This window comes from Pseudomonas sp. PARCl1 (genome assembly GCF_947311875.1).
In the GTDB taxonomy this organism is placed as follows: domain Bacteria; phylum Pseudomonadota; class Gammaproteobacteria; order Pseudomonadales; family Pseudomonadaceae; genus Aquipseudomonas; species Aquipseudomonas juntendi.
The window spans coordinates 1-14,205 of the sequence record NZ_CAMZMX010000034.1 but is presented as its reverse complement, the minus strand read 5'-3'; the positions used below and the strand labels follow the sequence as shown (position 1 = coordinate 14,205).

The window sequence follows — 14,205 nt, the reverse complement described above, 5'->3', positions numbered from 1 at the left end:
CAGGCAAGAAGAATTTCTAGCGCAACGCCTTGCTCTGCAACACCTCAGACCGCCGCCCCAGCACATTCTCGCTGATCTGCACGAACTCTTCGGTACTTACGCTCGGCAAGCGCATCAACCCGCGCACCACATCATCCAGCGAACGCTTGGCCTGGGTATGGATGCGGATTTCCTTGTCCAGCGCCTGCAGCAGCATTACCCCACGGGCGACCTGCGCAGGGGTGGCCTGTTCGCCACGCAGCCGGGTCACCTTCGCGCCCTGCTTGCTCAGGCGCGCCTGCCAGGCCTGGTAGCGGTCGTCGCTCACCCCGCCAGAGCGGCGCAGCAACTCGCTGGCGTAGTAATCGGTCAGGCTTTCCACCAACCAGTCATTGCCATCACCGGCGCGGATCTGGGCAAACAACTGCACCACCTCACGCAATAACGGGCTGCTGCCGTTCTCGCTGACCATCGGCCTGCCACTGTGCAGGTACACCGACCCCTGCGCCGCCATCGCCCCACGCCACATCCCGTCACGCGCGCCCACCAGCAACAGCTTCGGCGGGTTGCGCGGGAACACTGCCTGCAGTTGCGGCCAGACGAAGGTGAGCAAGGTCAGGCTGTCCATACGCCGCATGCCCTGCCCCACCGGCGCGGCCACGGTCACGTCGGTATCGCCCAGACGGGCGCGGCGGCTACCCAGGTCACCGGCGAGCATCCAGCCAGTGGGGCGGTCGAACAGGCGCGATACATTGTCGATGCGGAACTTGTCCTGGCCGACGCGCGGCCAGGGCGTTTCGATGCTCTTCCAGCCCGCTGGCAGGTCGAAGGCCAGGCGCGCCACCAGCTCTGTTCCATCCTGCTGGTCGAGGCGCGCTGGCGGCACCAGCTGGTCGCCCAGGAACAGCGCCCAGTGCGGGGTGATACGCGACGAAAACGCGCCACTGGCAAGCTTCTGGTCCAGCAGCACCCGGTAGCTGAGGCTGGTCTTGCCGGCCGCAGGCTGCCATACCCCCCGCTGCCCGTTCAGTTGCCATTGGCCATCGGCCTGGAAGCCGCTGTAGGCCCCGGCCTTGCCCAGGTCGAAGTCAAGGCTGCGCACCGCGCTGCCGTCCGCCAGGGTCAGGCGAACTTCTGCCTGGCCGCTGGCGGGCAACAGGCGCACTTCGTAATCGAGATTGACCTTTTTCGCCCAGGCGGGCGCACTGGCCATCAGGCCCAACAGCAACAACAGCTGGCAACGCATACAGAAACTCCTTGTTCCCCGTGGCAGCGGGCCGCGCTGCTCAGCTGGCGCGGAAAATCAGGTGGTCTTCCCAGTCGTCTTCGTGCACATCCTGCTCCCTGAGCATACGCCCCGCCTGGGAAATGCGCTGTTCATGGACCTGTTGGCGGTCGCCACAGACCAGGTGGTGCCAGGCGGGCAAGTCCTTGCCCTCGCTGACCAGGCGGTAACCACAGGTACTGGGCAGCCAGGTGAACTGGTCGGCCTTGCCCGGGGTGAGCTGGATGCAATCCGGCACCTGGGCGAAGCGGTTGGGGTAGTCGCTGCACTGGCAGGTTTGCAGGTCCAGCAGCTTGCACGCGATGCGCGTGTAATAGACGCTGTTGTCGTCCTCGTCCTCGAGCTTTTGCAGGCAGCACAGGCCGCACCCGTCGCACAGCGACTCCCACTCCTGGGCATTGAGTTGTTCGAGGGTCTTGCGCCGCCAGAACGGCGCGTTGTCAGCGATCATTACACGGTTACCTTGCATTCATCTTGTGGCCGCGGCGCGCAGCGGCGCCAGTCTAGAGCCTGGCCTTGAGCAAAGCCAGGCCGCTTGTCAGTCGCTACGCGAAGCAGTAGCGTGCGCGTTTTCCGTCCGTTTGCAGGAGCCGACATGAGCGCCAACCCCCGCGTTGCCGATTACGCCATCAACGAGCAGTTCATCAACCGCTGGTCGCCCCGCGCCTTCACCGCCGAACCGATCAGCGAAGAGACCCTGCTGAGTTTCCTCGAAGCTGCCCGCTGGGCACCGTCGGCGTACAACTCGCAGCCTTGGCGCTTCCTGTATGCCCGCCGTGACACCCCGAACTGGGAGCGCTACCTGAGCCTGCTGGTACCGTTCAACCGTAGCTGGGCGCAACAGGCGTCGGCGCTGGTGCTGGTGATGTCCAAGACCACCTTCGCCGCCCCGGGTGCCACCGAAGAAAAACCGGCGCTGTGGCACACCTTCGACACCGGCTCCGCCTGGGGCCACCTGGCCCTGCAGGCCAGCATCAGTGGTTGGCATACCCATGGCATGGCCGGTTTCGACCAGGCGCTGGCGCGTCAGGAGCTGAAGATCCCTGAAGGCTACGAGCTGCATGCCATGGTGGCGATCGGCAAGCTCGGCGACAAGGCCAGCCTGGACGAAGCGCTGCAGGCGCGTGAAGTGCCCAGCCCGCGCAAGCCGCTGAGCGAGCTGGCGGCTGAGGGGGATTTCAGCCTGTAAGTTTTGGGTTGGCAGTACTGGCCCATTCGCGGGTAAACCCGCTCCTACGCCACCCATTGTAGGAGCGGGTTCACCGGCGAACAGGCCGGCACAAGCCAAAGCAGTCAATAGCCCCTGGCGAAGTCCACTTCACCGCGCAACCCCTGCCCGGCTTCATACGCCCGCATATTCTCGACAAACAACCGCACCATCGCCGCCGGCGAGGTGGGCGCCGAGCTGTGCCCGGTCAGCAGCAAGCCCCAGGCCGTCCAGAACGGGTGCTGCCTGGGCAACGGCTCCTGGCGGCACACATCGATCACCGCCCCGGCCAGATGCCCCTCCTTCAACGCCGCTACCAGGTCGGCATCGACCACCGCCGCACCCCGCCCGGCATTGATGAACAGCGCCGTGGGCTGGAAGCACTTGAACAGTGCGGCGTTGTACAGGTCGTGGGTAGCCGGGGTATCCGGCAGCAGGTTGAGCACGTAGTCGACCTGGCCAACCATGCGCGGCAGGTCGGCCAGCGCCGCCACTTCGACGAACGGTGCCTGTTCGCGGGCGCTGCTGGCAACGCCGTACAGCACCACGCCAAACGGCTGCAGGAACTCGGCCACGCGCTGGCCGATGTCGCCGGTGCCCACGATCAGCACCCTGCGCCCTTCCAGCGTGCGCCCCGGGCGGTCGTCCCAGCGCCGCTCGACCTGGCTGACCAGGCGCGACAGCACCTCGCGCTCATGGCCAAGCATGTAGGTGAGCATGTACTCGGCCATTACCTGGCCGAAAATGCCCACCGCTCGGGTCAGGCGATAGTCACGCGGCAAACCGTCGGCCAGCAACGGTGTGATGCCGGCCCAGGTCGACTGCAGCCAGCGCGGTTGGTGGCCCTGGCGCAGCAAGCTCGCCAGCAGGTCGGGCTGCCCCAGCCACACCGGGCAACGCGGCGCCTGGCGGGCCAGTTCGGCCGAGTCGCCACTGGTCAGGATTTCCAGTTCAGGCGCGGCTGCGCGCAAAAGCGCGGCGTAGCGGGCATGGTCATGCTCGGCAATCAGTACGCGCATGTTCAGGCCGGGTCGTTGCGGCGCAGCAGCTCTTCGGGCAGGTGCTCGATGTACTCGTCATCCGGCGGTGGCATCTGCAGGTGGTAGCCCTGGTTATCGAGGTTCTCCAACACCTTGGTGATGTCTTCGCGGGCCAGCTTGCGTTCCGGGCTGAGCACCAGGTCGAAGGCATGCACGGGGGTGCCGAAGAACGGCAGCAGGCCTTCTGGCACGCGCTCAAGGCCGTCAGCCTTGAGCACGTACAGGTACATTTCGTTCTTGCGGGGGCTCTTGTAGATGGAGCAAATGCGTTTCATCGGGTCTCTCCGGCGCCTGCAAGGCTGTCCAGCAGGGCCTGGCCCATACGCTCACGGCGCCAGCCGCGCAGCGAATCGGGCAATTGATAAGGGCCATTGGGGTAACCGCTCTTGAGCAGTGCCTCCAGGGCTTTTTTTCGCAGCATCAGCTCAGGGGCAATGCCCAGGCGCTCGCCTTCGGCCTGGCCGATGGCGCGCAGCTGCTTGAGGATGCCGCTGGCTTCGATCGGCAGCGGTTCGGGCAAGGGCGCTGGCCACTGCTCGGCAGGCAGGCTGGCGGCGCGCTTGATCAGCTGGATAAGAAACTCACCGTCCTGACGAATGGTGCGCGGGTGCATCTCTTCAACCTTGGCCAGTGCCGACAGGTTGCTCGGCTGGTTCTTGGCAATGGGCCACAGCGAGTGTTCCTTGAGCACGCGGTTGCGGGGTACATCGCGGCTGCGGGCAGTACGCTCGCGCCAGGCGCACAGCTCACGCAGCACGGCCAACTGCTGGGGCGCCAGCTTCCAGGCCAGCTTGACGTCGCGGTACAAGGTGGCTGGCTCGACTTCGCGACGCAAGGCGGCGACCAGCTCGGCGCCATCCTCGAGCACCCAGGCGTATTTGTCGTCGCTAAGGCGCGGGCGCAGCACGGTAAACAGCTCGGCCAGGTGCACGGCATCTTCGGCCGCGTAGCTGACCTGGGTGTCCGACAGCGGGCGCTGCAGCCAGTCGGAGCGGGTTTCGCCCTTGGGCAGGTCGATGCCCAGCACTTCCTGCACCAGGCGCGAGTAGCCCATGGAAAAGCCAAGGTTCAGGTAACCGGCGGCCAGCTGGGTGTCGAACAACGGTTGTGGCAACTTGCCGGTCAGGCGCAACAGCACCTCGAGGTCTTCGCTGCAGGCATGCAGCACCTTGACCACACCACTGTTTTCCAGCAGCTCGGCCAGGGGTTGCCAGTTGCCGATCAGCAGCGGGTCGATCAGGAAAGCCCGTTGGCCGTCGCCAATCTGGATCAGCCCGGCCTTCGGGTAAAAGGTGTCGACCCGCATGAACTCGGTATCGACGGCGACAAACGGCAGTTGCTGCCAGTCGCGGCAGTGTTCAGCCAGGCTCTGGTCGTCACATATCCAGTGAATTTCGATGGCCACAAGGCTCTCCCACTAACATTGGCGCGCAGTATATACGGCGCGGGCACTGCTGGTGAAACCCGGGCCATCCTTGATATCGATCAATGGTGCGTTTGCACACAGGGTGTAGGCGTCAGCGCTTGGCCGTCAGCCACGGGCGGCAACTGGCGAACATGTCCAGCGACCGTTGGTAGACCTCGGTGTGTACCTGCAGCAGGCCAAGCATCGAGTGGAACAGGTTGTCTTGCGACAGCGGGGCGTCGCTGAGCTTGGCCAGGCAGTCGGTATCGAGGCCGAAGTCCTCCTTGTAGCTGTCGGAGAACCAGGTCAGCAGCGGAACGTGCTTCTGCTGCTCGGGGGCGATGGCGTACGGTGTGCCGTGCAGGAACAGGTTGTACTCACCCAGCGACTCGCCATGGTCGGACAGGTAGATCATCGCCGTGTCCACCTTGTCCTGCTTGCTGCGCAGGGTGTCGATCAACGAGGCCAGGACCTTGTCGGTGTAGGCCAGGGTGTTGTCGTAGCCGTTGATGATTTGCTGTTCGCTGCACTGGTTCAGGGCGTTGCTCTGGCACACCGGGCTGAAACGCTCGCCGCCTTCGGGGTAGCGCTTGAAGTACTCGGGGCCATGGCTGCCCATCTGGTGCAGCACCAGCACGGTGTCCTTGTCGAGGTTGTCGATCAGCGCATCCAGGCCTTGCAGCAGGATCTGGTCATGGCATTCACCGCCGGCGCACAGTTGCGGGTCCTTGAGGTTGCTGACATCGATGAACTGCACGCGATCGCAAGTGCCCTTGCAACCCGACTGGTTGTCCCGCCACTGCACGGCAAGGCCGGCACGCTGGAGGATGTCCAGCAGCCCTTCGCGGTTCTTGGCGACACTGGCGTCGTAGTCCTTGCGCTGCATGCCAGAGAACATGCACGGTACCGAAACCGCCGTTTCCGTGCCGCACGAATGCACGTCGGAGAACGCCAGCAGGCCCTGCTCCTTGGCCAGGTTCGGCGTGGTATCGCGGCCATAGCCCAAGACACCGAAGTGGTCTGCCCGGGCACTTTCCCCGACCACCAGCACGGTCAGCGATTTGCGCTCATGTTTCTGCCAGGCCACATCACGCTTGGCATCTTCGCCGTAAGGCTGGAACGGCCGCGCTGCGGTACCAACCCGTTCGCCGACATAACCAATGGAGGCGCCCACGATATTGCTTGGGGTCAGCATCAGGCGCAGTTCGTGGTGGTTGCGAAACAGCGACGACAGCCCTTGGTAGTTGACCAGCGCCACCGAACCCAGCGCCACCACGCAGGCACCACTCACCAGCAGCTTGCCAAGCAGTTCGCGCTGCCAGCGGCGGTAGGCGATCTGCGCCTTGCACACCAGCACCGAAGGCAACACCCCCAGCAGCAGGATGTAAGCGGCAAACTTGAACGACATCAGGTCGCGCACTTCCGCCACATTGGTTTCGGCCATGTTGCGGAACATGCCCGCATCAATAAGTACGCCGTACTGGTTCATGAAGTAAGCCACGCCGGCGCCACTGATGAACAAGACCACAAGTAACGGCTTCAACACATAACGGAAGGCAAATAAAGTGAGTACCAGGTTGAACGCGAACAGCATCAGCACGGCGAACGCCAGAATCAGCCACAACCCCGACAGGCCGGGGGGCACGACCGCTTGCAGATGCTCCCAAAGGAACATGTTGAAGCCGATCAGCAGGTACAGGCTGGCCAGCAGCGTGACCCATTCAGTCCGCAGGGATTTGAAATTGAGCATCAGTGTTCGCAATCAAGAGTGGTTATCAACCCCACGGCCCGACGGCACTGTGGGAAAGTTGGGCGAACTCTAGAAAGCGCACCATCAATTTTTTGTGAAAAAGTCGGTAACAATTTAGTGATGGCGAGGCTTTTGCCCGTTAATGCGGTTTTCTTCAGCTGCCGTTCAGCCTGCAGCCCGTGAACGGCTTGCGCAAAGACGGCTATCCTCAGTGGTCAGGACCCAATCGACAAACCTGACAGAGGTGAAGAAATGCCAGTTCCGCATGATCTGCTCGCTGACCTGCACATTACCGCTGAGAAGTTCCAGGCACTGATGGACAACGACCAGGCGCTGCATGCACTGCACAAGGAATACAACGCCAAGGACAAGGAGGTGGTGGCCGCCGAAGGCAACGGCACCAACGACGACGCCGTCAACCGCCTGCGCAAGGAGCGGTTGCTGATCAAGGACAAGATCGAACGGATCATTCATTCGCCCAAATCCTGACCGAGCATTTTCTTTGAATTCACCGGCCCTATCGCCGGCAAGCCGGCTCCCACAGGGGTCCCACAGTACTGCGAACTTGTGATGCACCTGTGGGAGCCGGCTTGCCGGCGATAGGGCCGCAAGCCCTCACACAGCAACCAGCGCTTTCAACGCCCCATCCAGGTCCTCGATCAGGTCGCGGTAATCCTCGATCCCCACCGACAGCCGCAGCAGGTTCTCGCTGATGCCCATCACGCCCTTCTGCTCCGGGCTCAGCGAGCAGTGGGACATGCTCCACGAGTGGTTGATCATGCTCTCCACCCCGCCCAGCGAGTCGGCCAATACAAAGATCTGCAGCGCCTCGACCAGGCGGTTGAGCGCGGCGCGGTCGCCCTTGACCTTCATCGCCACCACCGCCCCGCCACTGCGCATCTGGCGCTTGCACAGTTCATGCTGCGGGTGGCTTTCCAGCCCGGGGTAATACACCTGCTCCACCTGCGCGTGGTTTTCCAGAAAGCGCGCCACCTGCAAGGCATTGGCGCACTGGCGCTCCATGCGCACATCCAGGGTCTTCAGGCCACGCAGGGCCAGGTAGCAGTCGAACGGCCCCTGCACCGCGCCGATGGCCATGCTGATGCGGCGCAGGCGCGCCAGCAGCGCGTCATTGGCCGCGACCACCACCCCGCCAGTCAGGTCGGAGTGGCCACCAATGTATTTACTGGCCGAGTGCATCACCAGGTCCACCCCCAGGTTGATCGGGCGCTGGTTCCACGGCGAGCAGAAGGTGTTGTCGATGCAGGTGAGGATGCCCTTGGCCCGCGCCAGGTCGCACACCGCCTTGATGTCGACCAGGTGCAACAACGGGTTGGTCGGCGACTCGATCCAGATCAATTGGGTTTCGGGCTTGATCGCCGCGGCCACCGCGCCCAGGTCGTTGAGGTCGACATAGGTGGTGGTCAGGCCTGAAGTACGGCTGCGGTAGGCTTCGAGGATACGGAAGGTGCCCCCGTACACGCCGTTCATCACGACCACGTGGGCATCCTTGGGCAGCAGCTCCAGGACCGTGGCGGTGGCATTCACCCCCGAGGCGCAGGCCACGGCACCCACGCCCTCTTCCAGCGCGGCTACGCAGGTTTCGTAGGCATGCCGGGTGGGGTTGCCCACGCGGCTGTAGGAGTACTCCGGCTTGTCGTCGAGGCTGCGTTTGGTGAACGAGCTGGCGGTGACGATGGCCGGGAAAATGGCATTGTCGGCAACACTGAACTGCTCGCCAGCGTGAATGGCACGGGTGGCGAAATTGCGCGGCTTGTCGGACATGGTCAGGCCCATTGGCAGAATGAAAGCTGCCACTATGGCACAAGCCAAATCGCCTGGCCTTGGGGTAACCTGTGAAATATTTTCCGGCACGGCCAGCGCGCGATATGGACAGCTTCGACCAGCACATTCTTACCCTGCTTCAGCGCGACGCCTCGATGTCGCTCAAGGACCTGGCCGAAGCCGTCAACCTGTCCACCACCCCGTGCTGGAAGCGAGTCAAGCGCCTGGAAGAAGAAGGCTACATACTCGGCCGTGTCGCCCTGCTGGCCCCCGAACGGCTAGGGCTGGGGCTGACGGTGTTCGTCCAGCTCAAGACCCAGCGCCACGACAGCGCCTGGCTGGCGCAGTTTGCCGCGACCGTTACCGGGTTCGAGGAGGTGATGGAGTGCTACCGCATGTCTGGCGACTGGGACTACATGTTGCGGGTGGTGGTGGGAGATATTGCGGCGTATGACCGGTTTTACAAAAAGCTGATTACCAGCACCGAGGGGTTGTCGAACATTACCTCCAGTTTTGCCATGGAGCAGATGAAGTACACCACGGCTTTCCCGGTGAACCGTGGCTGATGGCTGCGGGGCATATTGCCGGCAAGGCGCACAGGGATTGCATCAGGGCTGACAGGTGGTTGCCAGGCGATATGCAGCGCCTGGGAGATCGAGCGCCGCCCGCGCGGCGCATCGCGAGCTTTGCTCGCTCCTACGTTTGTTTCGGGCCAATTATGCCTGGGGGATTGGCGCGCGAACGCTTTGGCGCATGCCTCAATATTGTGCCGGACAAACAAGGCGGTCGCGCGCACCTGGCACATGGGTTACTGGCCCGAAACAAACGTAGGAGCGAGCGGAGCTCGCGATGCGCCGCGCGGGCGGCGCTCGATCTCACAGGCGCTGAAGATCCTGCGCCTACCCCCGCCCGCGACAGGGCCCTTGCAGGCGCCCGTCAATCCGAAGCCAGCACCGCCGCAATCCGGTTCCCGGCCTTGGCCTTCTCCAGCTTGATCGCCACAAACTTCGAGGTCGGGGTGTACGTCCCCTCGCCATAACTCTCCAGCGGCACCAGCGGGTTGGTCTCGGGGTAGTAAGCCGCCGCCTGCCCTTGCGGCACGTCATACGCCACCAGGCGGAACCCCGACACCCGCCGCTCCACACCATCCTCCCACAGCGACACCAAGTCCACGTGCTCGCCCGGTTCGAAGCCCAGGCGGCGGATGTCGGCCTCGTTGACGAACACCACTTCGCGCAGGCCGAACACCCCACGGTAGCGGTCGTCCAGGCCATACAGGGTGGTGTTGTACTGGTCGTGCGAACGCAGGGTCTGCAAGATCAGGTCGGGCTTGTCCCCGCGGGCCAGCACCTTGGCGTTGACCAATGCCTCGGGCAGCGTGTGGGGCAGGAAGCGCGCCTTGCCGGTGGCCGTGCGGAAGTTGCGCTCGGCAGCGTGGTTACCCAGGTGGAACCCGCCAGGGCTGTTCAAGCGCTCATTGAAACGCGCGAAGCCGGGGATGACGTCGGCAATCATGTCGCGGATGCGGTTGTAGTCGGCCACTGCATAGGCCCAGTCGATCGGCTGGTTGCCCAGCGTGGCCTTGGCCATGCCGGCGATGATCCATGGCTCCGAACGCATGTGCGGCGAGCGCGGGCGCAACTGGCCATGGGAGAGGTGCACCATGCTGAAGGTGTCTTCCACGGTCACGCCCTGCGGCCCTGCGGCCTGCAGGTCGATTTCGGTACGGCCCAGGCATGGCAGGATCAGCGCGTCGCGGCCGGTGACCAGGTGCGAGCGGTTGAGCTTGGTGGAAATCTGCACGGTCAGCGCACACTTCTGCAGCGCGGCATGGGTGCGCGGTGTATCCGGGGTGGCTTGGGCAAAGTTGCCGCCCAGGGCGACGAACACCTTGGCCCGCCCCTCCTCCATGGCCTTGATCGCCAGCACCGCATTGTGCCCGTGGGCACGCGGCACACGGAAGCGGAAGCGTTTTTCCAGGGCGTCGAGCAGTGCTGCCCGGGGCTTCTCGTCGATGCCCATGGTGCGGTCGCCCTGCACGTTGCTGTGGCCGCGCACCGGCGACAGGCCAGCGCCGGGCTTGCCGACGTTGCCGCGCAGAAGCTGCAGGTTGACGATTTCCTGCACGGTGGCCACCGAATGGCGGTGCTGCGTCACGCCCATGGCCCAGCACATGATGACCCGCTCGGCCTTGCGGTACATACGCGCGGCCAGTTCGATCTCGGCCAAGGTCAGGCCAGACTGCTCAACGATGTGTTCCCAAGCCGTGGCGTCGACCGCCGCCAGGTAGCCATCGATACCGCTGGTGTGCTCGGCGATGAAGGCGTGGTCGAACACCGGCGGTTCGCCCTTGGCCTGGGCCTCGCGTTCCCACTGCAACAGGAACTTGGCAATACCGCGCATGGCCGCCATGTCGCCCCCCAAGGCTGGGCGGAAGTACGCGCTGGAAGTCGGCTCGGAGCCATTGCTGAGCATTTCGAACGGGTGCTGCGGGTGCTGGAAACGCTCCAGGCCACGCTCTTTGAGCGGGTTGAAGCACACCACCTGGGCACCGCGCTTGACCGCTTCACGCAGCGGTTCGAGCATGCGCGGGTGGTTGGTGCCAGGGTTCTGGCCAATCACGAAAATGGCATCGGCCAGTTCCAGGTCGTGAAACACCACGGTGCCTTTGCCCACCCCCAGGGTTTCCGACATGCCCGAGCCGCTGGCTTCGTGGCACATGTTGGAGCAGTCCGGGAAATTGTTGGTGCCATAGGCACGCACGAACAGCTGGTAGAGAAACGCCGCTTCATTGCTGGCCCGGCCCGAGGTGTAGAACTCGGCTTCGTCCGGCGATTGCAGTGCGCGCAGGTGCCGGGCAACCAGCTCGAACGCTTCTGCCCAGGTGGTTTCCACGTAATGGTCGGTGGCTGCGTCATAGCGCATCGGGTGCGTCAGGCGGCCTTGGTACTCAAGCCAGTAGTCGGTCTGCTGCTTCAACGCGCTGACGCTGTACTTGGCAAAGAAGGCCGGGTCCACCGAGCGGCCGGTGGCTTCCCAGTTGACCGCCTTGGCGCCGTTTTCGCAGAACTTGACCATGTCGCTTTCCGGCGACTCGCCCCAGGCACAGCCAGGGCAGTCGAAGCCGCCGTTCTGGTTGGTCTTGAGCATGGCACGCAGGTTCTTGAAGGCGTTGTCACTGCCCAGCCAGCTCTTGGTCACGCTTTTCAGCGCCCCCCAGCCGGCGGCGGCGCCTTTGTAGTCCCTGATGTGTTCGTCCTGGCTCATGCGGTGAATCCTCACGCTTCGGTGCTTTGTTTCAGCCTATGGAGCGTGGGGCGGGGCGTCCAATCGAAAGATCTTACGGCGTGATAAGCGCTTTCGATCACGGCAGCCAGGCGAGGAGCTGCCAGGCCGCATGATAGAGACCGTCGATCATGCAGTCGGACAAAGCAATTTGACGGCCCTGCGCCCAGGTTATAGCTTGGACAGAAATGCCCCCCTTCCCAGACGCGAGCGCGAACGTGGAACAGAACAGCCGGGCCCTGATCGACGGCTTCAACCGGAAAATCGACTACCTGCGGATGTCGGTCACCGACCGCTGCGACTTCCGTTGCGTGTACTGCATGGCCGAAGACATGCAGTTCCTGCCGCGCCAACAGATTCTCAGCCTGGAGGAACTGTTCCAGGTGGCCGAGCGCTTCGTCGCCCTCGGCACCCGCAAAATCCGCCTGACCGGCGGCGAACCCCTGGTGCGCCAGGGCATCGTCGACTTGTGCGGGCGCATCGCCGCCCTGCCCGGTCTGCGCGAACTGTGCCTGACCAGCAACGGCTCGCAGCTTGGCCGCTTGGCCCAGCCGCTGTTCGACGCGGGCGTTACACGCCTGAACATCAGCCTCGACAGCCTGGACGCCGACCGCTTCAAGCAACTGACCCGTACCGGCGACCTGCACCAGGTGATTGCCGGCATCGACGCAGCCCGGCAGGCCGGTTTCAAGCGCACCAAGCTCAACTGCGTGGTGCTCAAGGGCCGCAACGACCATGAACTGGTCGACCTGGTGCGCTTTGCCATCGACCGCGAGCTGGACATCACCTTCATCGAAGAAATGCCCCTGGGGGTGATCAGCGAGCATGAACGTGGCGAGTCGTTCTGCTCCAGCGATGAAGTACGGGCGCTGCTGGCTGAACAGTTCACCCTGGTGGAGTCCACCGAAACGTCGCAGGGGCCGGCCCGTTACTGGCGCCTGGCCGAAGCGGCCAACACCCGGGTCGGTTTCATTTCGCCGCACAGCCACAACTTCTGCGCCACCTGCAACCGCGTGCGCCTGACCGTCGAGGGCCGCTTGCTGCTGTGCCTGGGCAACGAGCATTCGGTAGACCTCAAGCACGTGCTGCGGGCCCACCCGGGCGACCCCGACCGCCTGGAAAAGGCCATCCGCGACTCGCTGCACCTGAAGCCCTACCGCCATCACTTCGAAGTCGGTGGCGACGTGCAGATCCTGCGTTTCATGAACATGACCGGCGGCTGAGCAGCTGCCTCTGGATTGCCATGATCGTCCACCCCGCACCCGATGTGTTGCGCGTGTTGTTCACCCTCAAGGGTTCGATCATCAAGCGCATTGCCCTGCGCTGCCTGATGGTCACCCTGCTGGCGGCACTGATTGTGCTGGTCGAGCGCCATTACCCGGCGTTTTTCTACCCGGTCAGCGCCACCCCATTCACCTTGCTGGGCCTGTCGCTGTCGATCTTCATGAGCTTTCGCAACAACGCCTGCTATGACCGTTGGTGGGAGGGGCGCAAGGCCTGGGGCAAGCTGATCATCGAAACCCGCTCATTCGTGCGTGAGAGCGTGGTGATCGGCGATGAAGCACTACGCCGTGAGCTGCTGCGCAGCCTGTGCGGGTTTGCCCATGCGCTGAATGCGCGGTTGCGCAACGAAGACGACCTGGCTGCCGCCCGCCCATGGTTGCCCTGGCCCGAGGCGCTCAGCCCGCACAACGTGTGCGACAGCATCCTGCGTGAGGTGGGCAGCCAATGCTCGCGGCTGGCCGAGCGACAACAGATCAGTGACTGGCGTTACAGCCTGCTGGAGCAGCGGCTGGTGGGGCTGACCGAGGTGCAGGCCACCTGCGAGCGGATCAAGGGCACGCCACTGCCGTTTCCCTACACACTGTTGTTGCACCGCACCATCTACATCTTCTGCCTGTTGTTGCCGTTTGCCCTGGCCGAGCCGCTGGGCTGGCTGGCGCCGCTGTTCACCACCATCGTGGGGTACACGTTCTTCGGGCTGGATGCGATTGGCAACGAACTGGAAGACCCGTTCGGGCGGGATGAGAATGACCTGCCTACCGATGCCATGGTGCGGACGGTGGAGCGGGATGTACTGGCGGGGTTGGGGGACCAGCAGTTGCCGCCGGCGTTGTTGCCGGTGGGGCATGTGTTGAGCTAAGGGCCCTATCGCCGGCAAGCCAGCCCACAGGGATCGCCTTAGGGCTGACAGGTGTTTGCCACAAGGTATGGCAGCGCCTGTTAGAGCGAGCGCCGCCCGCGCGGCGCAATCGCGAGCTGCGCTCGCTCCTACGTTTGTTTCGGGCCAATTATTCCTGTGGGATTCGCGCGCGAACGCCTTGGTGCATGCCTCAATATCGCGCCGTACAAACAAGGCGGCCGCGCGCGCCTGTCACAGGCGTTACTGGCACGAAACAAACGTAGATACTCTGTTGGCGGTCAAGCTTTTCTGAGGTGTTCAGAGCTGAAAAGCTTGGCCGTATCAAA

13 protein-coding genes are annotated in these 14,205 nt (G+C 63.8%); 5 read left to right on the top strand and 8 right to left on the bottom strand.

Annotation, left to right across the window (positions count from 1 at the left end; translation table 11 throughout):
- Window positions 1–16: 16 nt before the first annotated feature.
- Both QME24_RS17305 and QME24_RS17300 read right to left on the bottom strand, forming a co-directional pair.
- Window positions 17–1,225 (bottom strand): hypothetical protein, encoded by a 1,209-nt coding sequence (locus QME24_RS17305; protein ID WP_029886174.1) that lies wholly within the window; start codon window positions 1,223–1,225, stop codon window positions 17–19.
- Between the two features lie 40 nt (window positions 1,226–1,265).
- Window positions 1,266–1,715 carry a YcgN family cysteine cluster protein gene (locus tag QME24_RS17300; RefSeq protein WP_009686804.1) on the bottom strand — a complete coding sequence of 150 codons (450 nt, stop codon included), beginning with the start codon at window positions 1,713–1,715 and terminating at the stop codon, window positions 1,266–1,268.
- A gap of 144 nt (window positions 1,716–1,859) precedes the next feature.
- On the opposite strand from QME24_RS17300, the gene QME24_RS17295 reads away from it, so the two are divergent.
- Window positions 1,860–2,453, top strand: coding sequence for a nitroreductase family protein (locus QME24_RS17295; RefSeq protein ID WP_009686805.1), 594 nt, complete (start codon window positions 1,860–1,862; stop codon window positions 2,451–2,453).
- Window positions 2,454–2,557: 104 nt separating this feature from the next.
- Here QME24_RS17295 and QME24_RS17290 read toward each other — a convergent pair whose 3' ends face one another.
- The 4 genes from QME24_RS17290 to QME24_RS17275 form a co-directional block, all read right to left on the bottom strand.
- Entirely contained in the window at window positions 2,558–3,490 is a 933-nt protein-coding gene (locus tag QME24_RS17290) for a D-2-hydroxyacid dehydrogenase (protein ID WP_054881636.1), read from the bottom strand.
- Window positions 3,491–3,492: 2 nt separating this feature from the next.
- Window positions 3,493–3,786, bottom strand: coding sequence for a YcgL domain-containing protein (locus tag QME24_RS17285; RefSeq protein ID WP_009686808.1), 294 nt, complete (start codon window positions 3,784–3,786; stop codon window positions 3,493–3,495).
- Window positions 3,783–4,916, bottom strand: coding sequence for a ribonuclease D (gene rnd / locus QME24_RS17280; protein ID WP_009686809.1), 1,134 nt, complete (start codon window positions 4,914–4,916; stop codon window positions 3,783–3,785). Before rnd ends, QME24_RS17285 begins: the two co-directional genes overlap by 4 nt.
- 112 nt (window positions 4,917–5,028) lie before the next feature.
- Window positions 5,029–6,666, bottom strand: coding sequence for a phosphoethanolamine--lipid A transferase (locus tag QME24_RS17275; RefSeq protein WP_009686810.1), 1,638 nt, complete (start codon window positions 6,664–6,666; stop codon window positions 5,029–5,031).
- A gap of 252 nt (window positions 6,667–6,918) precedes the next feature.
- On the opposite strand from QME24_RS17275, the gene QME24_RS17270 reads away from it, so the two are divergent.
- Entirely contained in the window at window positions 6,919–7,155 is a 237-nt protein-coding gene (locus QME24_RS17270; RefSeq protein ID WP_054905130.1) for a YdcH family protein, read from the top strand.
- Window positions 7,156–7,281: 126 nt separating this feature from the next.
- Here the strand turns inward: QME24_RS17270 and QME24_RS17265 are convergent, their stop codons facing one another.
- On the bottom strand, window positions 7,282–8,463 hold the full coding sequence (locus QME24_RS17265; RefSeq protein WP_281690941.1) for an aminotransferase class I/II-fold pyridoxal phosphate-dependent enzyme: 1,182 nt from the start codon (window positions 8,461–8,463) through the stop codon (window positions 7,282–7,284).
- Window positions 8,464–8,555: 92 nt separating this feature from the next.
- Between QME24_RS17265 and QME24_RS17260 the strand changes: the two genes are divergently transcribed.
- Entirely contained in the window at window positions 8,556–9,017 is a 462-nt protein-coding gene (locus QME24_RS17260; RefSeq protein ID WP_009686813.1) for an Lrp/AsnC family transcriptional regulator, read from the top strand.
- A 370-nt stretch (window positions 9,018–9,387) separates the two neighbouring features.
- Here QME24_RS17260 and QME24_RS17255 read toward each other — a convergent pair whose 3' ends face one another.
- Entirely contained in the window at window positions 9,388–11,718 is a 2,331-nt protein-coding gene (locus tag QME24_RS17255; RefSeq protein ID WP_054906275.1) for an FdhF/YdeP family oxidoreductase, read from the bottom strand.
- Window positions 11,719–11,954: 236 nt separating this feature from the next.
- Here QME24_RS17255 and moaA point away from each other — a divergent pair, with 236 nt between their 5' ends.
- Both moaA and QME24_RS17245 read left to right on the top strand, forming a co-directional pair.
- Window positions 11,955–12,959, top strand: a complete 1,005-nt coding sequence (gene moaA / locus QME24_RS17250) for a GTP 3',8-cyclase MoaA (RefSeq protein WP_009686815.1) — start codon at window positions 11,955–11,957, stop codon at window positions 12,957–12,959.
- A gap of 20 nt (window positions 12,960–12,979) precedes the next feature.
- Window positions 12,980–13,879 carry a bestrophin family protein gene (locus QME24_RS17245; protein WP_064314816.1) on the top strand — a complete coding sequence of 300 codons (900 nt, stop codon included), beginning with the start codon at window positions 12,980–12,982 and terminating at the stop codon, window positions 13,877–13,879.
- The last annotated feature ends 326 nt before the right edge of the window (window positions 13,880–14,205 follow it).